The organism is Rubritepida flocculans DSM 14296 (assembly GCF_000425365.1).
GTDB lineage: Bacteria > Pseudomonadota > Alphaproteobacteria > Acetobacterales > Acetobacteraceae > Roseococcus > Roseococcus flocculans.
This window is the reverse complement of sequence record NZ_AUDH01000004.1, coordinates 1-22,071: the sequence shown is the minus strand read 5'-3', so window position 1 is coordinate 22,071 and position 22,071 is coordinate 1. Positions and strand designations below refer to the sequence as shown.

General features: G+C 73.2%; 18 protein-coding genes and 1 tRNA gene. 2 read left to right on the top strand and 17 right to left on the bottom strand.

The window, feature by feature from the left end; all coding sequences use genetic code 11:
- Positions 1 to 5: 5 nt before the first annotated feature.
- The 9 genes from H596_RS0105525 to H596_RS0105485 form a co-directional block, all read right to left on the bottom strand.
- Positions 6 to 1,220: a CoA transferase gene (locus H596_RS0105525; protein WP_027284042.1), complete on the bottom strand. Its 1,215-nt coding sequence runs from the start codon at positions 1,218 to 1,220 to the stop codon at positions 6 to 8.
- A complete protein-coding gene (locus H596_RS0105520) occupies positions 1,220 to 3,067 on the bottom strand; it encodes an ATP-binding protein (protein WP_027284041.1) in 1,848 nt (615 codons plus the stop codon). The genes H596_RS0105525 and H596_RS0105520 overlap by 1 nt, the downstream gene beginning before the upstream one ends.
- A complete protein-coding gene (locus H596_RS0105515) occupies positions 3,064 to 4,239 on the bottom strand; it encodes an acyl-CoA dehydrogenase family protein (protein WP_027284040.1) in 1,176 nt (391 codons plus the stop codon). Before H596_RS0105515 ends, H596_RS0105520 begins: the two co-directional genes overlap by 4 nt.
- On the bottom strand, positions 4,236 to 5,843 hold the full coding sequence (locus H596_RS0105510) for an acyl-CoA carboxylase subunit beta (RefSeq protein WP_027284039.1): 1,608 nt from the start codon (positions 5,841 to 5,843) through the stop codon (positions 4,236 to 4,238). Before H596_RS0105510 ends, H596_RS0105515 begins: the two co-directional genes overlap by 4 nt.
- Positions 5,840 to 6,814, bottom strand: coding sequence for a hydroxymethylglutaryl-CoA lyase (locus H596_RS0105505; RefSeq protein WP_027284038.1), 975 nt, complete (start codon positions 6,812 to 6,814; stop codon positions 5,840 to 5,842). Before H596_RS0105505 ends, H596_RS0105510 begins: the two co-directional genes overlap by 4 nt.
- 44 nt (positions 6,815 to 6,858) lie before the next feature.
- A complete protein-coding gene (locus tag H596_RS0105500; protein ID WP_027284037.1) occupies positions 6,859 to 7,476 on the bottom strand; it encodes a response regulator transcription factor in 618 nt (205 codons plus the stop codon).
- Positions 7,473 to 9,683, bottom strand: a complete 2,211-nt coding sequence (locus tag H596_RS22765; protein ID WP_051212443.1) for a sensor histidine kinase — start codon at positions 9,681 to 9,683, stop codon at positions 7,473 to 7,475. The genes H596_RS0105500 and H596_RS22765 overlap by 4 nt, the downstream gene beginning before the upstream one ends.
- Positions 9,684 to 9,778: 95 nt before the next feature.
- Positions 9,779 to 9,851, bottom strand: a tRNA-His gene (locus H596_RS0105490).
- Positions 9,852 to 9,949: 98 nt separating this feature from the next.
- The gene (locus H596_RS0105485) at positions 9,950 to 11,134 is read right to left on the bottom strand and encodes an aminotransferase (RefSeq protein WP_084602602.1); all 1,185 of its coding nucleotides are present in this window, start codon (positions 11,132 to 11,134) and stop codon (positions 9,950 to 9,952) included.
- A gap of 297 nt (positions 11,135 to 11,431) precedes the next feature.
- Here H596_RS0105485 and H596_RS0105480 point away from each other — a divergent pair, with 297 nt between their 5' ends.
- Together H596_RS0105480 and glnA are read left to right on the top strand one after the other, a co-directional pair.
- Entirely contained in the window at positions 11,432 to 11,770 is a 339-nt protein-coding gene (locus H596_RS0105480; protein ID WP_027284035.1) for a P-II family nitrogen regulator, read from the top strand.
- Positions 11,771 to 11,941: 171 nt separating this feature from the next.
- The gene (gene glnA, locus H596_RS0105475; protein ID WP_027284034.1) at positions 11,942 to 13,366 is read left to right on the top strand and encodes a type I glutamate--ammonia ligase; all 1,425 of its coding nucleotides are present in this window, start codon (positions 11,942 to 11,944) and stop codon (positions 13,364 to 13,366) included.
- A gap of 96 nt (positions 13,367 to 13,462) precedes the next feature.
- Here the strand turns inward: glnA and H596_RS0105470 are convergent, their stop codons facing one another.
- The 8 genes from H596_RS0105470 to H596_RS0105435 all read right to left on the bottom strand — a co-directional run bounded on the left by H596_RS0105470 (position 13,463) and on the right by H596_RS0105435 (position 21,548).
- Positions 13,463 to 13,984: a GNAT family N-acetyltransferase gene (locus H596_RS0105470; protein ID WP_027284033.1), complete on the bottom strand. Its 522-nt coding sequence runs from the start codon at positions 13,982 to 13,984 to the stop codon at positions 13,463 to 13,465.
- Positions 13,981 to 14,538, bottom strand: a complete 558-nt coding sequence (locus tag H596_RS0105465; RefSeq protein WP_027284032.1) for a hypothetical protein — start codon at positions 14,536 to 14,538, stop codon at positions 13,981 to 13,983. Before H596_RS0105465 ends, H596_RS0105470 begins: the two co-directional genes overlap by 4 nt.
- Positions 14,539 to 14,689: 151 nt before the next feature.
- Complete coding sequence (ettA, locus tag H596_RS0105460; protein WP_027284031.1) at positions 14,690 to 16,369, bottom strand: energy-dependent translational throttle protein EttA; 1,680 nt, start codon at positions 16,367 to 16,369, stop codon at positions 14,690 to 14,692.
- 353 nt (positions 16,370 to 16,722) lie between these two features.
- Complete coding sequence (locus H596_RS20260; RefSeq protein ID WP_051212442.1) at positions 16,723 to 18,483, bottom strand: polysaccharide biosynthesis/export family protein; 1,761 nt, start codon at positions 18,481 to 18,483, stop codon at positions 16,723 to 16,725.
- Positions 18,473 to 19,621 carry a hypothetical protein gene (locus tag H596_RS20255; RefSeq protein ID WP_051212440.1) on the bottom strand — a complete coding sequence of 383 codons (1,149 nt, stop codon included), beginning with the start codon at positions 19,619 to 19,621 and terminating at the stop codon, positions 18,473 to 18,475. The genes H596_RS20260 and H596_RS20255 overlap by 11 nt, the downstream gene beginning before the upstream one ends.
- A 52-nt stretch (positions 19,622 to 19,673) precedes the next feature.
- Entirely contained in the window at positions 19,674 to 20,321 is a 648-nt protein-coding gene (locus H596_RS0105445; protein ID WP_027284030.1) for an ABC transporter ATP-binding protein, read from the bottom strand.
- A gap of 6 nt (positions 20,322 to 20,327) precedes the next feature.
- On the bottom strand, positions 20,328 to 21,140 hold the full coding sequence (locus H596_RS0105440; protein WP_027284029.1) for an ABC transporter permease: 813 nt from the start codon (positions 21,138 to 21,140) through the stop codon (positions 20,328 to 20,330).
- A 6-nt stretch (positions 21,141 to 21,146) separates the two neighbouring features.
- Positions 21,147 to 21,548 carry a DVU3141 family protein gene (locus H596_RS0105435; protein WP_027284028.1) on the bottom strand — a complete coding sequence of 134 codons (402 nt, stop codon included), beginning with the start codon at positions 21,546 to 21,548 and terminating at the stop codon, positions 21,147 to 21,149.
- Positions 21,549 to 22,071: the final 523 nt, after the last annotated feature.

Below are 22,071 nucleotides of genomic sequence, written 5' to 3'. Positions count from 1 at the left end.
CCCCCTCACCCCCCAAGCCCGATCACCCCCGCCGCCGCCAGCGCCGACAGCCGCGCCTCGTCGAGCCCCAGCGCCTCGCGCAGCACCGCCGCCGTGTCGGCCCCGAGGCGCGGCGGCGCGTCGAGCGGCGCCTCCTCCCCCGACAGCCGCACGGGGCTGCGCAGCAGGGGCGCGGCCACCCCCGCGCCATGGGGCACATGGCGGATCAGCCCGCGATGCGCCACCTGCGCATCCTCCGCCACGCCGCGCATGTCCTGGATGGGGCCGCAGGGCACGCCCGCCGCCTCCAGCGCGGCGATCCAGGCGGCCGAGGGGCGCGTGCGCAGCACCGCCGCCACCTCGGCGTCCAGCGCCGCGCGGTGGCGCACGCGCAGGTCGTTGGAGGCGAAGCGCGGATCGGCGGCGAGACCGCCCCGGCCGAGCGCCGCGCAGAGCGCCTGGAACTGCCGGTCATTCCCCGCGCCGAGGATCACATGGCCATCGGCCGTGGCGTAGACGTTGGACGGCGCGGCCACGGGATTCGCGTTGCCGATCCGCGCCGGCACCTCGCCCGTCATGAGGAAGCCCAGCATCAGATGGGCGTTCATCGCCACCGAGGCGTCGAGCATCGCGCAGTCCACATGCCCGGCCTCGCCCGTGCGCGCTCGCCGCAGCAGCGCGCCCAGCACGCCCACCGCCGCGGTCATGCCGGTGAAGAGGTCGGCGATGGGGATGGCGGTGCGCGTGGGCGGGCCGTCCGGCTCGCCCACCGTGCTCATCAGCCCGGCCATGCCCTGCATGATCACGTCATAGGCCGGGCGCTTCGCATAGGGCCCGTCGGGGCCGAAGCCGGTGATGGAGCAGGTGACGAGGCGCGGGTTGAGCGCGCGAAGCTGCGCCGCGCCGAGGCCGAGCTTCTCGAGGCTGCCCGCCTTGCTGTTCTCCACGAAGACATCGGCGCGCGCGGCGAGCGCGCGCACCAGCGCCGCGCCCTCCGCGCGCTGCACGTCTATGGCGAGGCCGCGCTTGTTGCGGTTGCAGGCCAGGTAGAAGGCGCTCTCGCGCGTCGGCGCGCCGGAGGCGTCGCGCAGATGCGGGCCGATGCGGCGCGTGTCGTCCCCCGCGCCAGGCGGCTCCACCTTCCACACCGTCGCGCCGAGATCGCCCAGAAGCTGCGTCGCCCATGGCCCCGCGACGACGCGGGTGAGGTCGAGCACCGTGATCCCCTCGAGCGGGCGCATCACGCCTCCCGCAGCACGGCGAGCAGCATCCCCGCCGAGACCTCCCGCCGGCCCGCGGCGGGCAGCGCCTCCACCACGCCGTCGCGGGGCGCGAGGATGGGCGTCTGCACCTTCATCGCCTCCAGCACCAGCAGCGTCTGGCCCGCGCGCACCGCCTCGCCCTCGCGCACGGCGACGCGCGCGACCATGGCGGCGAAGGGGGCGCGCAGCGCGCCATCGCCCGCCGCCTCGCCGGCGCGGCGCGGCGCGTGGCGGGCGAGGCGCAGGTCGCGCCCGCCCCAGTGGAGGTGGATCGCCCCGCCATCCCCGGCGAAGGCGAGCGGCCGCGCGATCCCGTCCACCGAAGCCAGGCCGGGGGCGAGGGCGATGCGGTGCACGGCCTCGCCCAGCGCGACGCGCCATTCCCCCTCCCAGGCGATGGCCGCGCGGCGCGGGCCCTCGAGGTCGAGCACATGGCCGGGCCCGCCCGCGAAGGGCGGGGGCGTGTCGTGACGGATGCCGGCGAGCAGCAGCGCGCCGAGGGCGTGCAGCGCCGTCCCCGCCTCCGTCTCCGCCGCCAGCGCCCCGGCCTCGCGCCCGAGCCAGCCCGTGTCCGGCGGGCCCGCGGCGAAGCGCGGCGCGCGCAGCGCGGCGGCGAGCAGCGCGCGGTTGCTCGCCACGCCGAGCAGCAGCGTCTCGTCCAGCGCGGCGGCGAGGCGGGCGCGCGCCTCCTCGCGCGTCGGCGCATGGGCGATGATCTTGGCGAGCATGGTGTCGTACTCGCGCGGGATGTCGCGCCCCGCCTCCAGCGCATGGTCCACCCGCACCCCCTCGGGCGCGCGCCAGGCCAGCACGGGGCCCGACTGGGGCGCGAAGCCCTGCGCCGGATCCTCGGCGCAGAGCCGCGCCTCGATGGCGTGGCCCGAGAGCCGCACCTCCTCCTGCCGCAGCGCCAGGCGCTCGCCGCGCGCGATGCGCAACTGCCACTCCACGAGGTCGAGCCCCGTCAGCGCCTCGGTCACGCCATGCTCCACCTGCAGGCGCGTGTTCATCTCGAGGAAGACGAAGCGGCCATCGGGGGCGAGCAGGAACTCCACCGTGCCCGCGCCGACATAGCCCACGGCGCGGGCCAGGCGCAGCGCGGCCTCGCCCATCGCGGCGCGGGTTTCCGCGTCGAGCGCCGGGCCCTCCTCGATCAGCTTCTGGTGGCGGCGCTGCACCGAGCAGTCGCGCTCGCCGAGATGGATCGCATGGCCATGCGCATCGGCCAGCACCTGGATCTCCACATGCCGCGCGCCGTCCAGGCAGGGCTCGAGCAGCAGCCGCCCGTCGCCGAAGGCCTGCTCGGCCTCGCGGCGGGCGAGGGCGAGCGCCTCGGGAAGCGCGGCCGGCGCCTCCACCCGGCGCATGCCGCGCCCGCCGCCGCCGGCCGCGGCCTTCACCATGACGGGAAAGCCGAGGCGCGCGGCGGCCTCCGGCGTGGGCTCGGCGGTCTCGAGGCAGGGCACGCCGGCCGCGCGGGCCAGGCGCTTGGCTTCCGCCTTGTCGCCCATCGCGGCGATGACGCGCGCGGGCGGGCCGACGAAGAGAAGCCCCGCCCGCGTCACCGCCTCGGCGAAGGCGGCGCGTTCGGAGAGGAAGCCGTAGCCCGGATGCACCGCCGTGGCCCCCAGCGCGCGCGCCGCCGCGAGGAGCCCCGCGATGTCGAGATAGCCGCCCGGCAGGGGCGCCAGCGCATCGGCCGCGCGCAGATGCGGCGCGCCGGCATCCGCCGTGGAATGAACGGCGAGCACCGCGATGCCCATGCGCCGCGCGGTGCGCGCGATGCGCAGCGCGATCTCGCCGCGATTGGCGATGAGCAGCCTCATCGCCGCCCCTTGCGCGCCTGGAGCCCCATGCGGCGGGCGATGATCTGCAGCATCACCTCATCCGCCCCGCCGCCGATGGAGCCGAGGCGGAAATCGCGGTAGGCGCGGCTGATCCAGTTCTCCCAGGTGTAGCCCATGCCGCCCATGAACTGCATGCACCAGTCCGCCACCTCGCGGGAGACGCGGCCGGCCTTGAGCTTCGCCATGGAGGCGAGCTCCGTCACGTCCTCGCCGGCGACATAGAGCTCGGTGGCGCGCCAGGTCAGCGCGCGCAGCGCCTCCACCTCGGTCTTGAGCTCGGCGAGCTTGAACTGGATGAACTGGTTGTCGAGCAGCGGCCGGCCGAAGGCCTCGCGCGTGCGCAGGTATTCGGCGACATGCTCGATCAGCCCGCCGATGGCGAGCCGCCGCGCCGCCGCGTTCAGCCGCTCCTCCTGGAACTGGCGCATCTGGTAGGCGAAGCCCCTGCCCTCCTCGCCGATGCGGTTGCGGCAGGGCACGCGCACCTCGTCGAGGAAGAGCTGCGCCGTGTCGCTGCACCACATGCCGAACTTGCGGATCTTGCGGCGCGCCACGCCGGGCCGGTCGGGCCCGCCCGGGCGCTCGCGCAGCGGCAGCACGATCAGACTCTTGTTGCGGTGCGGATCCTCGCCCCCCGTGTTGGCGAGCAGGCAGACCCAGTCCGCCTCCATGCCGTTCGTGATCCACATCTTGCCGCCGGAGATCACGTAGTCCTCGCCGTCGCGCCGCGCCACGGTGCGGATGGAGGCGACATCCGAGCCCGCCCCCGCCTCGGAGACGCCGATGGCCACCACCACCTCGCCCGCGATGGCGGGGGCGAGATACTCGCGCTTGAGCGCGTCGCTGCCGAACTCGGCGAGCGCGGGGGTCGCCATGTCCGACTGCACGGAGAGCGCCATGCCCACGCCCTGCGCCTTCATCGCGCCCAGCGCCTCGCCCGCCGCGACGGAGTAGGAGAAATCGAGCCCCTGCCCGCCGTATTCGACCGGCTTGGTGATGCCGAACAGGCCGAGCCGACCGGCCTTGCGGAACAGCTCGCGCGAGGGGAAGCGCTCCGCCTCCTCCCAGCCGTCCACGAAGGGGTCGATCTCCTCGGCGACGAAGCGGCGCACGCTCTCCATCAGCGCGCGGTGCTCGGGCGTGAGCATCATGGGCGGGCGACTCCGAACTGCACGGGGCGGAGCCTGCGCGCCTCCCCCTCGCGGATGGTCTCGAACAGGAAGGCGAGGATGGCGCGCGTCTCGCGCGGGTCGATCACGCCATCGTCGAGCAGCAGGCCGGAGGTGACGAAGGCGTCGGACTGGCGCTCGAAATTCGCCGCGATGGCCTCTCGCTGCGCGGCCAGCCGCGCCTCGTCCGGCGGCTCGCCGCGGCGGGCGGCGGCGGCGCGCGCGACGATCTCCATGGTGCCCGCCGCCTGGGCCGCGCCCATCACCGCGGTGCGCGCCAGCGGCCAGGAGAAGAGGAATCGCGGCCCGAAGGCGCGCCCGCACATGCCGTAATTGCCGGCGCCGAAGCTCGCGCCGCAGAGCAGCGTGACCTGCGGCACGGGCGCGTTGCTCAGCGCCTGGATCAGCTTGGCGCCGTGCTTGACCATGCCGGCCTCCTCGCTCGCGCGGCCGACGATGAAGCCCGTGGTGTTCTGCAGCCAGAGCAGCGGCGTGCCGGTCTGCGCCGCCGCCTGCACGAAATGCGTGGCCTTGGCCGCGCCGGCCGGGTCGAGCGGCCCGTTGTTGGTGAGGATGCCGACGGCGTGCCCCTCGATGCGCGCGCGGCCGCAGACCGTGGCCGGCCCGTAATCGGGCTTGAAGGGCAGGAAGGCGCTGTCGTCCACGAGCCGCGCGATCACCTCGCGCATGTCCACCGGCTCGCGGAAATCCGCGGGCATGACGCCGGCGAGCTCCGCCGGATCCTGGCGCGGCGGGCGCGGCGGGCGGGGGGGCGGCGGCGCCTCGGCGCGCCAGTCGAGGCTCGCCACGATCTCGCGCAGCAGCGCCACGGCCTCCACGTCGTCGGCGGCGAGGTGCTCGCACAGGCCCGAAATCCGCGCGTGCATGCCCGCCCCGCCCAGCGCCTCGTCCTCCGCCTGCTCGCCGGTGGCGGCGCGCAGCAGGGCGGGGCCGGCGAGATAGGCGCGCCCCTGCCCCTCCACCATCACCACATGGTCCGACAGGCCGGGCATATAGGCCCCGCCCGCCGCGCTCGGCCCGTGCACGGAGGTGATGACCGGGATGCCCGCGGCCGAGAGCCGCGCGAGGTTGCGGAAGATCGCGCCGCCGTTGACGAACTTCTCCACCCGGTACTTGAGCAGATTGGCCCCCGCGCTCTCCACCAGGTGCAGGAAGGGCAGCCGGTTCTCGAGCGCGATCTCCTGGCAGCGCAGCAGCTTGCGGTTGCCCATCTCGCTCAGCGCGCCGCCGGCGATGCCCGCATCGGTGGCCACCACCATCACGCGCGTGCCCGCGACGAAGCCGATGCCCGCGAGCTGCGCCCCGCCCGGCACCGCGTCCTCCTCCGTGCCGTATCCGGCGAGGCTCATCAGCGGCAGGAAGGGGCGCTCCGCATCGAGCAGCCGCGCCAGGCGCTCGCGCGGAGGCAGCTTGCCGCGCGCTGCCCAGCCCGCCGTGCCGCGCGCAGAGGCGGCGGCCGCGCCCGCCTCCAGCGCGCGCAGCGCGGCGAGCTTCTCCTCGAGCGCCGCACGCCGCGCCGCGAAGACCGCGCCCGAGACGTCGAGCGCGCTCTCGATCGGCCTCACGCCTGGGCGGCGAGCGCCCGCGCCGCGCGGAAGCGCGCGAGGCTGCCCGCCCGCAGCAGATGCCCGTTAAGCCGCCGGCCGATGATGGATTCCGCAAGCCGCGCCGCCTCCAGCAGCGCCTCCAGATCCACCCCCGTGGCGATACCCATCTCGTGGCACATGAACACCATGTCCTCGGTGCAGATGTTGCCCGCGGCGGTGACGTCGCCCGGCGCGGAGAAGGGGCAGCCGCCGAGCCCGGCCACCGAGCTGTCGAAAAGATCCACCCCCATCTGCAGCCCGGCGAGCATGTTGGCCGCGCCGAGGCCGCGCGTGTCGTGCAGGTGCAGCCCCACGCGCGCCGTGGGCACCGCCTCGCGCACCGCGCCCACCAGGCGCTTCACCGCCACGGGGTTGGCCCAGCCCATGGTGTCGGCGAGCAGGATCTTCGGCACGCCATAGCCCTGGGCGCGGCACAGCGCCTCGGCCGCGCGGGCGGCGGCGACGCTGCGCGCGGGCGGCACGTCGCCTTCGAAGTTGCAGCCGAAGGCGGCGAGCACCGTCATCGTCTCCACCCGCAGCCCGTGCTCGGCATAGAGCGCCATCCAGCCCTGCTGGCGCGCGGCCATCTCCTCGGCCGAGCAGCCGTTGTTGCGCCGGGCGAAGGCGTCGGAGGCGTAGAAGGCGAGGCGGGCGCGCACATCCACGCCCGGCGTGGCGAGCGCGCGCAGGAAGCCCTTCTCGTTCAGCCAGAGCGCGGAATAGGTGACGCCGGGGCGCTTGTTCAGCGCGGCGAAGAGCTGCTCGCTGTCGGCCATCTGCGGCACGGCCTTGGGGCTGACGAAGCTCGCCACCTGGATGTGGCGCAGCCCCGTCTCGGCCAGCGCCTCCACCAGCCGCACGCGATCGGCCAGCGGATACTGGCGCGGTTCGATCTGGAAGCCCTCGCGCGGGCCCTCCTCGCGGAACTCGACCTCGGCCGGCAGCTCCATGCCGCTTCCTCCCTCCTGCCTTGGGCAGGAAGCTTGGCACGGCTTCAGCCGGAGGGCGACTGCCCCGCCAGCAGGTGCAGCCGCACCGCCTCGGGCAGGCTGCGCGCCTCGAGCTTCTCCATCAGATTGGCGCGGTGCACCTCCACGGTGCGCGGGCTGATGCCGAGCCGCGCGGCCACCAGCTTGTTCGGCAGCCCCTCGACCAGCAGCGCCAGCACCTCCGCCTCGCGCGGCGAGAGCAGGGCGAGGCGGCGGCGGGCGGAGGCCGCATGCTCGCGCGCCGCGCCGGCCGCGCGCGCGGCGGCCAGCGCCTCCTCCACCGCGCCGAGGATGCGCGCCTCGGTGTAGGGCTTTTCCACGAAGTCGAAGGCGCCCGCGCGCATGCCGCGCACGGCGAGCGGGATGTCGGCGTGGCCGGTGACGAGCACCACGGGCGGCGGCGCAGGGCGGGCGCGCAGGGCGGCCAGCACCTCGAGCCCGTCCATGCCCGGCATGCGCACGTCGAGGATCACGCAGCCGCCGCCGAGGCCGCCCTCGGCCTCCGCCAGCAGCGCCTCGCCGCTCTCGTGCAGCGCCACCGCATGGCCCGCCGCGCCGAGCAGCGCGGCGAGGGAGCGGCGCACCGCCGCGTGATCGTCCACCACATGCACGGTCTCGCTCATGGACGCTCCTCGGCGACGGGAAGCTGGATGACGAAGGCGGCCCCGCCGCCGGGCCGGTCCTCGGCGGCGATGCGCCCGCCCTGCGCCTCGACGATGGTGCGGCAGATGGACAGGCCCATGCCCATGCCCTGCGCGCTGGTGGAGACGAAGGGCTCGAAGAGCCGCGCGCGGACCTCGGGCGCGAGGCCGGGGCCGCGGTCGAGCACGCTGAGCCGCGCCTGCGCCCCCTGCACGCAGAGCCGCACGGCGAGGCCGCGCTCCGCCTGGCCCTCGGTGGCCTCGATGGCGTTGCGCAGCAGGTTGACCAGCACCTGCTGGAGCTGCAGCCGGTCGGCGCGGACCAAGACCGGCGTCTCGGGCAGCTCCAGCGCCACGGGCAGCTCCTCGCCCCCGCGCGCGGCGGCGAGCAGCGCCACCGTCTCGGCGATGAGCGGGGCGAGCGCCACCTCCGACTGCCCGGCCTCGCCGCGGTCGATGAAGTCGCGCAGGCCGCGCAGGATGGCGCCCGCGCGCTGGGTTTCGGCCGCGGCCTCGGCGATGGCCGCGCGCGCCTCGGCCATGGCCGGGCCCTCGCCCCCCGCGCGGTCGAGCCAGCGCAGCGCCGCGCCGAGATAGTTGGCCGAGGCGGTCAGCGGCTGGTTCAGCTCATGGGCGATGCCCACGCTCATCACCGTCAGGCTGTCGGCCCGGGCGAGGCGGCGCATCGCGTCCTCGGCGGCGCGCAGCCGCGCCTCGGCCTCGCGCCGGCGCGTCACGTCGCGCGAGATGCCGACCACGCCCGCAAGCCGCCCATCGGCGCGCCGCCAGGGGGATTTGGTGGTGAGGAAGACGATGGCGCGCCCCTCGCGGTCGGGCGGAAGCTGGTCCTCGAACTCCCGGGGACGGCCCTCGGCCATCACCGCGCGGTCCTGCGCGGCGAGGCGCTCGGCGAAGTCGGGCGCGAGGAGGTCGGCGTCGCGCCGGCCGAGGATGGCCTCCGCGGGGCGGCCCATGGCGCGCGCCGTCGCCTCGTTCACCATGACGTAGCGCAGCGCGCGGTCCTTCACGAAGATCGGGTCGGGCGCGGATTCCATCACCGAGCGCAGCAGCCGGCGGTCGTTCTCCGCCTCGCGGGCGAGGCGGCTGTTCTCGGCGGCCACGGCGGCCGCGCGGTCGGCCTCGCGGCGCAGCGCGGCCTGGGCGGCGCGGATCGCCGACTCGGCCGCCTCGAACTCCGCCACGCGCAGGGCGGCGCCGGGGTTGCGCGCCGCCTCGGCCCGCCCCGGCAGCGCGGCGAGCAGCCGGCGGGCGAACCAGCCCGCCGCCAGCAGCCCCGCGGCGAGGATGGCCAGCGCCCCGGCCAGATAGCGCAGCGCGGGCGCGCGCCAGCGGGCGGCGAAGGCGGCCGCGGGCTCCGCCACCACCACGGTCCAGCCGCTGCGCTCGACGGGCTCGGCCTGGATGAACAGATCCGCGGCGCCGAGCCGCGCGGGCACGAGACCCATGCCGAGGGCGGCGCGCAGCGCGGGCGTCTGATCCTCCGGCCAGCGGGCGAGGCCGGGCAGCACCGCCTCGGAGGAGCGGGCGATCACCTCTCCGCCGGGCCCGAGCAGGAAGAGGGCGCTGCCCTCGGGCAGTTCCGGCAGGCGCAGCGCGGCGTCCAGCACCGCGGGGTCGATCGGGATGCCGAGCGCGCCGAGCCGCGCATGCGGGCGCTCCACGGGAACCAGCACGAAGGGCATGACGCGCCCCTCGGGTTGCGGCAGCAGGGGAAAGGCGGGCTCGCCCCGGGCCAGCGCGGCCTCGGCCATCTGCTGCAGCAGGCCGGGCGCATCGGGCTCGGCGGGGCCCGAGGCCCCCTCGGGGCCCGGAAGGAACAGGATGCGCCCGCCGAAGGCCTCCAGCGCGGCGCGGCTGCGCGCGCGGAACCCCTCGCGATCCTCCTCGCCGCCCTCGAGGCTGCGCGCCCCCGCAAGCGCGCCGAGCAGGAAGACGCGCGTCTCCAGCTCCTTCACCACGGCGACGGCGGCCGCGCGGCCGGCATAGAAGAAGGCGGTCTCCAGCCCCTCGCGGATGCGCCGGGTCTGATCGATGGCGGTCATCACCCCGAGGCCCAGCGCGGGGGCCAGCAGCATGGCCGCGAGCAGGGCGATATGGCGCGCGAGCGGGCGCGCAGGCCGCGGCGGCGGGCCGAGCGCGGCCTCGGACGGCGCGGTCGGGGCGTGCATGGCGGACCTCCCTGCTGGCCCGGCGCGAGGGGATGCGCGATCCTCGCCCGGGCGCGAGCCGGAAGGCAAGCAGAGGGGGACGGAAGGGAAGGATGGGCGACCTACGGGACTCGAACCCGTGACATCCAAGACCACAACCTGGCGCTCTACCAACTGAGCTAAGGCCGCCGCAGTGGCGGGGGGAATAGGGCCGGGGCGGCGGGGGCGTCAACCACCGGGGCCCGCGCGCGCCGCATGGCCGCGCGGCGCGCCCCGGGGCCTGAGCCTCAGGCGCTGGCCGCGCGGGGCGCGGCGCGGCGCGCCTCGATCCAGGCGCCGAGCCGGGAGAGCGCCTCGCGCAGCACCGATTCATTCTTGCAGAAGGCGAAGCGCGCGTAGTGGTTCGGCGGATTTTCGCCCGCGTAGAAGGCCGTGACGGGAATGGCCGTCACCTTCGCCTCCTCCGTGATCTGCCGGCAGAAGGCCACGTCGTCGCCCGCATAGCCGATGGAGCGGATGTCGGCCGTCACGAAATAGCTGCCCTGCACGGGCAGGGTGGCGAAGCCCAGCCCCTTCAGCCCCTGGGTCAGCAGATCGCGCCGCGCGGCGAGCTCGGCCGAGAGGCTCTCGAAATAGGCGTCCTCCTTGGCGAGCCCCACGGCCACCGCGCGCTGCAGGTTGGGCGGCGTGGTGAAGGTGAGGTTCTGGTGCGCCTTGGCCACATTGGGCTGCAGCGCGGCGTCGCAGGTCACGTAGCCGACCTTCCAGCCCGTCAGGCTGAAGGTCTTGCCCGCGCTTCCGATGCGCATGCAGCGCCCGCGCATGCCGGGCAGGCTCATCAGCGGGATGTGCCTCCAGCCGTCATAGGTCAGGTGCTCATAGACCTCGTCGCAGACGGCATAGGCGTCGTGCCGCTGGATCAGCTCCGCGAGGAAGGCGAGCTCGGCCGCGGTGAACACCTTGCCCGTGGGGTTCATCGGCGTGTTGAGCAGGATGGCCTTGGTGCGCGGACCGAAGGCGGCGGCGAGCTCGGCGCGCGGCAGCTCCCATTTCGGCGGGGCGAGGCGCACGAGCCGCGGCGTGGCGCCGAGCAGCCGCACCACGGGCAGGTAGGTGTCGTAGAGCGGCTCGATCAGCACGCATTCGTCGCCCGGATTGAGCACGGCCATGAGGCAGGCGGTGATGGCCTCGGTGGCGCCGGAGGTGACGACCACTTCGCGGTCCGGGTCCACCTCGAGCCCGTAGAAGCGGCGGTTGGCCTCGGCGACCGCACGGCGCAGCTCGGGCACGCCGGTCATCGGCGGATACTGGTTGCGCCCGTCCTTCAGCGCGGCGGCGGCCGCCTCGATCACGTCCGCCGGGCCGTCATAGTCGGGAAAGCCCTGGCCGAGGTTGATCGCGCCGTGCTGGGCGGCCAGCGCCGACATCACCGTGAAGATGGTGGTGCCGGTGGCGGAGAGCAGTTGGTTCATCGGCTGCACGGCGGAAACCCCCGGAAGGCGTGTCGGCCCGCACCCTTAGCATGGGCCGCCCCCCCCGCCCAACGCCGCCGGCGCAGGGAGGGCATGCCCGCGATGCAGGCAGTCTGCCCAAGCGGCAGGCTAACCCAGGGGCTGGCAGGGGGAGTTTCAGAGGGAAGCGACGATTGCGCGCTCCGCGGCGCGCGTGCAAAACAGCCCGGCCTCCGGCGCGGGCGGGACGACCTGCGCGGCGGCGCCGGGGAAACGCCGCGGGCCGCCTTCCGCCCGTTCACAGCGAAGTTGGATGCGATGAAGAAGATCGAGGCCATCATCAAGCCCTTCAAGCTCGACGAGGTGAAGGACGCGCTGCACGAGATCGGGCTGCAGGGCCTCACCGTCGTCGAGGCCAAGGGCTTCGGCCGGCAGAAGGGCCACACCGAGCTTTACCGCGGCGCCGAATACGTCGTGGACTTCCTGCCCAAGGTGAAGATCGAGGTGGTCTGCGCCGACGACATGGTGGAGCGCGCGGTGGAGGCCATCCAGCAGGCGGCGCGCACGGGCCGCATCGGCGACGGCAAGATCTTCATCTCCGACATCCAGGAGGTGATCCGCATCCGCACCGGCGAGCGCGGCGAGGAGGCGGTCTGAGTTTCCGGCCGCGCGCGGGGCCCAGCCGGGCCCGGGCGCGGCCACCGGCACAGCGCGGCATGCGCGGCTCGGGGGCGTCCCTGGCCGCGGATGCGGCGGCCGCGCAGGGCCTCTCGGCGAGGGGCGGGGCGGGGCAACTCCAACAGGGACGCAGGACAACAGGACAGCGACATGGCGATGAATTCCCCCGAGGCCGTCTCCAAGGTCATGGAAATGATCAAGGAGAACAGCGTGGAGTACGTGGACTTCCGCTTCACCGACCCGCGCGGGAAGTGGCAGCACACGGCCCAGCACGTCTCCACCATCGAGCCGGACACCTTCGAGGAAGGCATCATGTTCGACGGCTCCTCGATCGCCGGCTGGAAGGCGATCAACGAGTCCGACATGATCCTGATGCCGGACGCCTCCTCGGCCTGCATGGACCCCTTCTCGGCCAAGCCGCAGCTCATCCTCTTCTGCGACATCTATGAGCCCTCGACCGGCCAGCGCTACTCGCGCGACCCGCGCTCGACCGCCAAGAAGGCCGAGGAGTATCTGAAGAGCACCGGCATCGGCGACACGGCCTTCTTCGGCCCCGAGGCGGAGTTCTTCATCTTCGACAACGTGAAGTTCGGCACGGGCGGCAACTACGGCATCTATCAGCTCGACAGCGTCGAGGGGCCGCAGGCCAGCCTGAAGGACTTCCCCGAGGGCAACATGGGCCACCGGCCCAGCGTGAAGGGCGGCTATTTCCCCGTGCCGCCGGTGGACAGCGAGCAGGATCTGCGCGCCGAGATGCTCTCCACCATGGGCGAGATGGGCGTGGTGATCGAGAAGCACCACCATGAGGTGGCGCAGTCCCAGCACGAGCTGGGCATGAAGTTCAACACGCTGGTGAAGATGGCCGACCAGATGCAGATCTACAAGTACTGCATCCACAACGTCGCCCACAGCTACGGCAAGTCCGCCACCTTCATGCCGAAGCCGATCTACGGCGACAACGGCTCGGGCATGCATGTGCACCAGTCCATCTGGAAGGACGGCAAGCCGCTCTTCGCGGGCAACGGCTACGCCGACCTCAGCGAGACGGCGCTCTACTACATCGGCGGCATCATCAAGCACGCCAAGGCGCTGAACGCCTTCACCAACCCGCTGACCAACAGCTACAAGCGCCTGATCCCGGGCTTCGAGGCCCCGGTGCTGCTGGCCTATTCGGCCCGCAACCGCTCCGCCTCCTGCCGCATCCCCTACGCGACGAGCCCGAAGGCCAAGCGCGTGGAGGTGCGTTTCCCCGACCCGGGCGCCAACCCCTACCTCGCCTTCGCCGCCATGCTCATGGCCGGCCTCGATGGCATCAAGAACAAGATCCATCCGGGCGACGCCATGGACAAGGACCTCTACGACCTGCCGCCGGAGGAGCTGAAGGGCATCCCGACGGTGTGCGGCTCGCTGCGCGAGGCGCTGCAGTCGCTCGAGGCGGACCACGAGTTCCTGCTGGCCGGCGACGTGTTCTCGAAGGACCAGATCGAGAGCTACATCGAGCTGAAGTGGAGCGAGGTGTACCGCTTCGAGCACACCCCGCACCCGGTCGAGTTCGAGATGTACTACAGCGTCTGATCCGGCGCGCGGCCGCCAGCCGGCCGCGCCCTCCCGCCACGGGCCCGTCGCCAGGCGCTGGCGGCGGGCCCTTTTCGCATGGGCGCGCGGCCGCCCTCAGCGCGGCGCGAGGCTTTCGTACACCATCATGCGATGGCCGCGGTTCATGAACTCGCCGCAGGGGCGCATGCCGATCTCGGTCAGCACCGCGCGGCTCGCGGTGTTTGTCTCGCGTGCGACGCCGATGATGCGCGCCAGCCCCGCGGCGTGGCCGAACTCCAGCGCGGCGCGCGCCGCCTCGCGCGCATAGCCGCGGCCGCGATACTCGGGCCAGAGAGCGAAGCGCACGGCCACGCCCCGCCCGTCGGGGCGCTCCATCAGCCCCGCGATGCCGAGGAAGCGGCCCGTCCCGCGCTCGAAGACCGACCAGGTGCCGTAGCCGCGCACCTGCCAGAACTCCATGTCGTCCTCCAGCTCCTCGCGCGTGCGCTCGGGCGTGCGGGTGCCGTGCAGCATGAAGCCGAACACCGCCTCGTCGGCCTTGAGGCGGATGAGGTCGGGCAGGTGTTCGGGCCCGGGGGGCAGCAGCGAGAGCCGGGCGGTGGTGACGCTGCGCGGGGCGGCGAGGAGGTGGCTCATGCCGCGAGCTCCACGCGGTAGCCGCCCGCGCCGTCGGCGAGGAAGCTGGCGAAGCCGGTGGCGATGCGCGCCTCGGGGTGGGCGCGCTGCAGGGCGCGGAACAGCGCATCCGGGCTGCCGGGCGCGATGAGCCGGCGCGGCATGGCGCCTGCCCGCACCAGCGCGCCGAAGATCACCTGCGCGCAATTGCCGCCGATGGCGAGGAAGAGCGGCGGGTCGGCCTCGATCTCCTCCCAGGCGCGGGCGAAGGCGGCCGCGCGCGCCTCGCCCACGCGGATCAGCGCGAAGGTGGTGGGGCAGCGGTGGGCGCGCAGCGCCTCGCCCCGCTTGACCATGCCGGGCGCGATCAGGGCGAGGCGGCGGTCGCGCCGCGTGCGCGCGTAGTAGCCGACGGGCACGCCGCGGGGCAGCAGCGCATCCGCATGGCCGCCCTCATCCGTCGAGCGGATGTTCGGCCCGGCCTTGTAGCGGCAGGCGAGGCCGATCTCGTCGGGGCCGATCTCCAGCCGCCGCCCGGCGAAGGCGGGCAGGATCGCGGGCGCACTCGGCTCCATGGCCAGGGGGCGGGGCGCGCGCGCCTCATACCAGCGGCCGCTGATTTCGACTCCTGAGGAGCCGGTGCGGCCGCTGGTATGTCCCTGTTTTGGCGCGCAGCCGCCACACCAACCCTGCGCGCGATACGGTCGGCATGTCATGCCGACCGTGTCAGCGCACCAGCGGGCGGTACTTGATGCGGTGCGGCTCGGTCGCGTCCTTGCCGAGCCGGCGCCGCTTGTCCTCCTCATAGGCCTGGAAGTTCCCCTCGAACCACTCGACGTGGGAATCGCCCTCGAAGGCGAGGATGTGCGTGGCGAGGCGGTCGAGGAACCAGCGGTCGTGGCTGATCACCACGACGCAGCCCGCGAACTCCATCAGCGCCTCCTCGAGCGCGCGCAGCGTGTCCACGTCGAGGTCGTTGGTCGGCTCGTCGAGCAGCAGCACGTTGTGCGGCACGCGCAGCATCTTCGCGAGGTGCACGCGGTTGCGCTCGCCGCCCGAGAGCACGCCCACGCGCTTCTGCTGGTCCGCGCCGCGGAAGTTGAAGGCGGCCGTGTAGGCGCGCGAGGGGATCTGCCGCTTGCCGATGTTGATCACGTCGTCGCCGCCGGAAATCTCCTCCCAGACGGTCTTCTTGTCGTCCAGGCTGTCGCGCGACTGGTCCACATAGCCGAGGCTGACCGTCTCGCCGATGCGCAGCGTGCCGGCGTCGGGCTTCTCCTGGCCGGTGATCATGCGGAACAGCGTGGTCTTGCCCGCGCCGTTGGGGCCGATCACGCCCACGATGCCGCCGGGCGGCAGCTTGAAGGAGAGGTCGTCGATCAGCAGCCGGTTGCCGTAGCCCTTGCGCAGCCCCTCGGCCTCGATGACGGTGTTGCCGAGGCGCGGCGGCGGCGAGATGAGGATTTCGAGCTCGCCGGGCCCGCGCTCCTGGCTCTTCTCCAGCAGCTCCTCGTAGCGCTGGATGCGCGCCTTGTTCTTCGCCTGGCGGGCGGAGGGGCTGCGCCCGATCCACTCCTGCTCGGCCGCCAGGGCGCGGATTCGCGCCTGCTCCTCGCGGTTCTCCTGCTCAAGGCGCTTGCGCTTCTGCTCGAGATAGGCGGAGTAGTTGCCCTGGTAGGGGTAGCCCCGGCCGCGGTCCACCTCGAGGATCCAGTTGGTCACGTTGTCGAGGAAGTAGCGGTCGTGGGTGACGACGAGCACCGCGCCCGGGTAGTCGCGCAGCGTCTTCTCGAGCCAGGCGACGCTCTCCGCGTCCAGATGGTTCGTCGGCTCGTCGAGCAGCAGAAGGTCGGGCTTCTCGAGCAGCAGGCGGCAGAGGGCGACGCGCCGGCGCTCCCCGCCCGAGAGGTTGGTCACGGGGCTGTCGGCCGGCGGGCAGCGCAGCGCATCGAGCGCGATGTCGATGCGCCGATCGAGCTCCCAGCCATCGGCGGCGTCGATCTTCTCCTGGAGCTGGCCCTGTTCGGCGAGGAGGGCGTTCATCTCCTCCTCGCTCATCTCCTCGGCGAATTTCTCGCTGATCTCGTTGAAGCGCTTGAGCTGCGCCTCGAGCTCGGTGAAGGCCGCGCGCACGTTCTCGCCCACGGTCTTGGTCGGGTCGAGCTGCGGCTCCTGCTCGAGATAGCCCACGCGCGCGCCCTCGGCCGCCCAGGCCTCGCCGCCGAAATCCTGATCCCGCCCGGCCATGATTCGCATCAGCGTGGACTTCCCCGCGCCGTTCGGGCCGAGCACGCCGATCTTCGCATCCGGCAGGAAGGAGAGCGTGATGCCTTTGAACACCTCACGCCCGCCCGGGTAGGACTTGGTGAGGTTCTTCATCACATAAACATACTGCCAGGCGGGCATGAGGGCGCGAGTCCTGCTGTGTGGGGGTTGCGCGGCTTCTACCGGGCCGGCCCCGGGGCTTCAATGCCGCGCCCGGGCGCCCTCACAGCGGCAGTCGGTGATTTGGCCCTGCCTTGGCGCGCGAGACGGGCGGCATGGCATGCCACGCGTATGTGATACGGTCGGCATGACATGCCGACCGTATCGCGCGCAGGGTTGACGGGCCCCCATCGAAGCTTTGCTTCGATGGGACCCGGTGTGGCGGCTGCGCGCCAAAACAAAGGCATACCAGCGGCCGCACCGGCTCCTCAGGAGTCGAAATCAGCGGCCGCTGGTATAAGGCGGGCGGCCGCCCGGCGCGGCCGCCGCCCGTATCACCGGAAGGCCCGCGCGGCCACCGCCGTCTGGAACACGATCTGCGTGAGGTCGATGCCGAGCTGCAGGTAGCGCGGATCCAGCCTGGGGCCGACGATGATCTCGTCGCCCGGGCGGATTTCCGCGCGGCTGCCGTCCAGCAGCACCTCGCCCGAGGGGCGGCGCAGGAAGACGGTGGAGGCGCTGCCCCGCTGGCTGAAGCCGCCCGCCCGGCGGATGTAGTCGTCCAGCGTCAGGCCGCGCTGCCAGAGGATGGCGCCGGGCGAGCTCACCTCGCCGGCGACGAACACCGTGTCGCTGCGGTCGGGGATCACGATGATGTCGCCGTCCTCGAGGCGCACGGGGCCGCAGCGGCCGTTGCTGTCCATCACCACCACCCGCCCGTCCGGCGTCGCGGTGCGCGCGCGCTGCAGGTAGCTCGAGACGAGCTGCGCCTCGGTGTTGCGGATGCTGGCCACGCCCTGGGTCTGCGCCACGGCGGTGAAGAGCTGGCGCTCCAGCCGGTCCGCCGCCTCCTGGATGGCGCGGCGCTGCTGCGCCGCCACGCTCTGGCGCAGCAGGAAGACGCTGCGCGTGTCCGCGAGCCGCGGGTCCACCGCGATGTAGTCCAGCACCTGGCAGAGTGTGGCGTCGCGGTCGGTCACCAGCACGGAGGGGCCGATGCGGCTGCCCTCGACGGTGACGCGCACCGTGGGCGCGGGGCTGTCGGTGATGAAGGTCACCACGTCCTGGTCGGTCAGCGTCACGCCCGCGAGCTCGCGCACCGTGACGTAGCGCGACCAGGGGCGGCCCTCGCGCGTGCCCTGGATCACGGCGTTGGTGGCCGCCGGCAGCGGGCGGGCGAGGTCCATCAGCTCGCGGCCCGACATCACGCGCCCGCCCACCTCGAAGAGGTAGTTGTTGCGCACCGCCCCATCCCCCCCCACCAGGGCGCGCTGGCGGCCGACGAGCAGCGTGTCCCCCTCCTGCATGCGGATGGGCGGCAGCCGGCCCTCCAGCAGGAAGCGGTAGAGGTCGATGGTGGCGACGGTGCGCCCGCCGCGCAGGAGCTGGATGTCGCGATAGCTGCCGCGCGTGGGGTCCACGCCGCCGGCGCGCACCAGGAAGTCGAGCGGGCTGTCGGCCGCGGTGCCGGCGAAGCGGCCCGGGGTGCGCACGAAGCCCGTGACGAAGACGCCGATGCGCTGGGCCGAGGCGAGCACCGCGTAGATCTGCACCTGCTGGGTGTAGATGCGGCGGATTTCGGCCTCGAGCGTCTGCTGCAGGTCGCCCGCGCGCACGCCGGCCACCCGCACCGGGCCCACATTCGGGATGAAGATGTTGCCCTGCGGGTCCACCATGGCGGTGACCTCGGCGTCCACCGCGCCCCAGGCGCGCACCGTCACCCGGTCGCCGATGGCGAGGACGTAGTTCGGGTTGGGCGCGTCGGAGGTGGTGGCGGCCTGGCCGGTGAAGATGGCGGCGCCGAAGACGGCCATGGTCTGCCCCGCGGGGCGCGGCGGCTCGCCGAGCGGGCGGACGATGCGCGCCCCCGCCTCGGCCTCGGTGGCGGTGCCCTGGCGGGCCACGCCGGAATCCGGCGTCAGCAGCGGGTTGCCCGCCTGCGGCAGGCCGAGGCCCAGCGCCTGGGCCGCCGCGGCGCGCTGGTTCGCCGCCCCGGCCGCGCCGAAGGGGATGCTGGCCGGAAGCTGCGCCAGCGCGGGCCCGGCCGCGAGCAGCAGGGCGCCGGCCAGCGCCGGCCAGAAGCTGTCAGACCGCATGTTCCCTCACTCCGGCGACGATGAGCCACACGAGACCATAGGCGAGCGAAAGGCCGGCGAAGGCGTAGAGCGTGAACATCACCGGCCGCGGATAGAGCGAGCGCTCGGCGAGGTTGGGCTCGACGATGCGCTGGAGGAAGAATTGCTGGCGCTGGGCGTTGGTCGTCGCCTGCTCGAAGCCGGCCACGGCGGCGGCGAGCATGCGCGCGGCGAACTCCGCCTCGAGCTGCAGCCGCTCGAAACCGGCCATCTGCTGCGTCACGCCCTGGCTGGCGCTGGCCACCCGCGCGCGCTCCTCCTGGATCTGCTGTTCGGTGGCGCGGATGCGCTCGCGCAGCGCCTGCACCTGCGGCGCATTCGGGCGCGCGAAGGCCTGGAGCTGCTGCAGCTCGGTGCGCATGCGCGCCGCATCCGCCTCCAGCGCGGCGATGCTGCCCACCGTCAGCTCGGCCGAGCGGCTGGGGTTCAGCGCCTGCTCGCGCTGCCGGAAGGCGGTGAGCGCCTCCTGCGCGCGGGCCACGCGCGCCTCGGCGCGCTCCACCTCCTGGCGCGAGACGCGCAGCGTCTCGTCCAGCAGGCGCTGGTTCATCTCGCTCACGCGGCGCTCGCCCAGCTCGAGCAGCAGCCGGGCCAGATCGAGGCTCTCCCGCGGGCTGTAGGTGCGCACCGTCATCGTGATGATGCCGGTGTAGGCGTCCGGCACCACGCTCACCTGGTTGCGGAAATGGTCGCGCAGCCGCTCGGCCGAGGGGTTCGCCCACCACAGGCGCGAGATCGGGTCCGCCCCCTCGGGCCGGAAGACGGCGACGAGGTCCATCCGCTGCCGCACCTCGCGGATCGCGTCGTGCGAGACGAGATAGGCGGCGACGCTGCGCTCCTCCTCCGTCGTGGTCGGCAGGCCGCCGGCCGCCCCCACCAGCCCCGAAAGCCCGCTGACGCTGGTCGGGGCCGCCTGGTTGCGCAGCACGAACTGCGTCTCGGAAATGTATTGCGGGGTGGCGATGGCGAAGAAGTAGAGCGCGATCAGGAAGGTGGGCAGCAGCACGGCGAAGCTGAAGGGATGGCGGCGCACGAAGCCGGGCAGCGCCCGGCGGGGCGGCCCGCCCTCCTCCAGGCCGCCGGCATAGCCGAGCACCATGCGCGCATCCTCCTGCCGCTCCGGCAGGCGGGGGTCGCGGGCGAGGCGACGCTCAGAACTCGGCGTAGCGGGCGAAAGCTTCGTCCATATCTTCATAGAAGGTGAGCCTGCCTCTCTTGAGCACCGCGGCGTGGCGGCAGAAGGTCCTGACCGTCTCCTCGTGATGCGAGACCAGGATGACCGCGCTGCGCCGGCGCCGCGCCAGCAGCGCCTGCCGGCACTTGGCGTTGAAGCGGGCATCCCCGGCGGAGGTCACCTCGTCCAGAAGATAGCAGTCGAAATCCACCGCAAGCGAGAGGGCGAAGCTCAGCCGCGCCTTCATGCCTGCCGAGTAGGTCCGCACCGGCTCATGCATCTCGTGGCCGAGTTCCGAGAACTCTGTCACGAAATCCACCACCCAGCCGGGGGGGCGGCCATAGACGCGGGCCAGGAAGCGGGCATTGTCCGCCCCTGTCAGCGCATCGTGCACCCCGCCGTCATAGCCGAGCGGCCAGGAGACGGTCATGCGCCGCTCCACCACGCCGGCGGTGGGCTGCTCGCGGCCCGACATGATCCGCAGCAAGGTGGATTTGCCCGAGCCGTTGCGCCCCAGTATGCCCACCGCATCGCCCATGTGGATGGTGGCGTCCACGCCGCGCAGCACCTCGCGGGGGCGGCCCGCCTCGACATAGGTCTTCCGCACGCCCCGCAGGCGCAGCATCGCGGCTCACTCCAGCAGGAAGGGCCGGGCGCGCCGCAGCGCCAGCCCGCCATAGACGTTCAGCACCAAAATCCAGGCGCCGGCATAGACCAGATCGTAATGATAGGGGATGTCGGGGCCGAACTGCCCCTCGCGGACGAACTCGAACAGATGGATGAGCGGCAGCAGCAGCACCACGTCCTGATAGGGCTTGGGCAGCCACCAGACCATAAAGAACACGCCGCTGATGACGATGGAGAAATACATCAGCGGGTGGATGATCCTGTCCAGCACGTCGGCGTCGAAGCGCGCCAGCGACAGCACGACCAGCGCAAAGCCGTGCGCCATCAGCCCGAACAGCACGAAGCCGATGCCCATCTGGACGATGCTGCGCGGCCACACCCCGGAGAAGACGCCGATCAGCACGACGAAGATCAGCGCCGTCATCATCACCGCGCCGGTTTCCAGCAGGGTGCGTGCGATGAGGATGTCCTCCAGCGTGATCCGCGCATGGGCGAGGATGGCGCGGTTGCCCTCCGCCGTGTGGGCGGCGCGCGCGATCACGGCGCGCTGCAGGTAGAAGAGCGTGTAGCCGATGGTGAAAAAGGCCACGATGTCCAGGCCGCCCGGCAAGGCCTCGCGCCGGACGGCGCGGATGATGCTCACCCCGACGGCGAGGATGGCCGGCTCGAGGAACAGCCAGACGAAGCCGAGGTTGCGCCGCCCGAAGCGCGTGTGGATCTCGCGCAGGATCAGCGCGCCGATCACGCCGGCCTGGACGCGGGCCGCGCGCCAGAAGCCCGAATCCTCCAGGATCGCGCGGGGCGCCCGGCGCTCCATGGCCGGCTAGGGCCGCCCGCCCTGCAGCAGGGGCCGCGAGGAGGCGAAGCTGCCATCGGGCTGGCGGCAGGCCACCGCCGCGCGCTGCGACAGGCCCGCGCCGAGCAGCACCTCCCGGCACTCGCGCCCGCTGGCCGCGTGATAGACGCGCACGAGGCGCGCGGGCTGCCCCTCGACCACGCCCGTCGCGCCCGGCGTGGCGCTCGCGGCGAAGGCGGCCAGCGGGTCCGTTCCGCGGGGCGCCTGCTCGGCGGCGGCGGCGATGGGCGCGGGCGGCGGCGCCTCGCCCTCCGTGGCGGGCCGCAGGAAGGAGAAGTCCGGCAGGGTCAGGGCCGGCATGCTCACGCCGGGCAGGCTCTCGCATCCCGCGAGGAGGCCCGCGAGCAGGGCCGGCAGGGCAGCGCGCATCCGCAAGGGCATGTTCCTTCTCGTGCGGGGCTCGTCATCGCCCGGCAAGCTTTTGGTTTCTATCGCGGGCTGTGCATGGCGGCAAACGCCGCGCGCCGCCGCCCCGATTCATACCAGCGGCCGCTTGCTTTGACCGCTGAAGCTGCGCGCGGCCGCTGGTATATCTTTGTTTTGGCACGCCGCCGCCCACCAACCCGGCGTGCGAGATACGTCCGGCTTAGAGGCTTGTGTGGACGGCCCCTTCGACGCAAGGGCGATTTGACGATCGGCGCCGCGGTCGGGTGCGGTCATGTGTCCGGCCTGTCTGCGCGGCTCATGGCCGCTGGCCCTGATGCAATCCGCGGCCTGGCTCCCAATCAGTTTCGCGCGCTCGGGGGCGCGAGACTCTAAACGGGTTCTGCCTGGCCCCGGGTTCGACCGGTACGCCATCACGCCACCATCGCCCTCACGCCCCCGCCGGTCGCGGCGACCTCCGACGGGGAACCGCTAATAATTAGACGCCGGCAGGCAGCGCGGATGCCTC

Excerpts from the sequence above, each read along its gene's own strand:
- ettA (WP_027284031.1), bottom strand. The coding sequence starts at position 16,369 with ATGCCCGCCTGGCAGTATGTTTATGTGATGAAGAACCTCACCAAGTCC.
- H596_RS0105500 (WP_027284037.1), bottom strand. The coding sequence starts at position 7,476 with ATGAGCGAGACCGTGCATGTGGTGGACGATCACGCGGCGGTGCGCCGC.
- H596_RS20260 (WP_051212442.1), bottom strand. The coding sequence starts at position 18,483 with ATGCGGTCTGACAGCTTCTGGCCGGCGCTGGCCGGCGCCCTGCTGCTC.
- H596_RS0105435 (WP_027284028.1), bottom strand. The coding sequence starts at position 21,548 with ATGCGCGCTGCCCTGCCGGCCCTGCTCGCGGGCCTCCTCGCGGGATGC.
- H596_RS0105520 (WP_027284041.1), bottom strand. The coding sequence starts at position 3,067 with ATGAGGCTGCTCATCGCCAATCGCGGCGAGATCGCGCTGCGCATCGCG.
- H596_RS20255 (WP_051212440.1), bottom strand. The coding sequence starts at position 19,621 with ATGGTGCTCGGCTATGCCGGCGGCCTGGAGGAGGGCGGGCCGCCCCGC.
- H596_RS22765 (WP_051212443.1), bottom strand. The coding sequence starts at position 9,683 with ATGCACGCCCCGACCGCGCCGTCCGAGGCCGCGCTCGGCCCGCCGCCG.
- H596_RS0105525 (WP_027284042.1), bottom strand. The coding sequence starts at position 1,220 with ATGCGCCCGCTCGAGGGGATCACGGTGCTCGACCTCACCCGCGTCGTC.
- H596_RS0105445 (WP_027284030.1), bottom strand. The coding sequence starts at position 20,321 with ATGCTGCGCCTGCGGGGCGTGCGGAAGACCTATGTCGAGGCGGGCCGC.
- H596_RS0105505 (WP_027284038.1), bottom strand. The coding sequence starts at position 6,814 with ATGGAGCTGCCGGCCGAGGTCGAGTTCCGCGAGGAGGGCCCGCGCGAG.
- H596_RS0105515 (WP_027284040.1), bottom strand. The coding sequence starts at position 4,239 with ATGATGCTCACGCCCGAGCACCGCGCGCTGATGGAGAGCGTGCGCCGC.
- H596_RS0105440 (WP_027284029.1), bottom strand. The coding sequence starts at position 21,140 with ATGGAGCGCCGGGCGCCCCGCGCGATCCTGGAGGATTCGGGCTTCTGG.
- H596_RS0105485 (WP_084602602.1), bottom strand. The coding sequence starts at position 11,134 with ATGAACCAACTGCTCTCCGCCACCGGCACCACCATCTTCACGGTGATG.
- glnA (WP_027284034.1), top strand. The coding sequence starts at position 11,942 with ATGGCGATGAATTCCCCCGAGGCCGTCTCCAAGGTCATGGAAATGATC.
- H596_RS0105465 (WP_027284032.1), bottom strand. The coding sequence starts at position 14,538 with ATGGAGCCGAGTGCGCCCGCGATCCTGCCCGCCTTCGCCGGGCGGCGG.
- H596_RS0105480 (WP_027284035.1), top strand. The coding sequence starts at position 11,432 with ATGAAGAAGATCGAGGCCATCATCAAGCCCTTCAAGCTCGACGAGGTG.
- H596_RS0105470 (WP_027284033.1), bottom strand. The coding sequence starts at position 13,984 with ATGAGCCACCTCCTCGCCGCCCCGCGCAGCGTCACCACCGCCCGGCTC.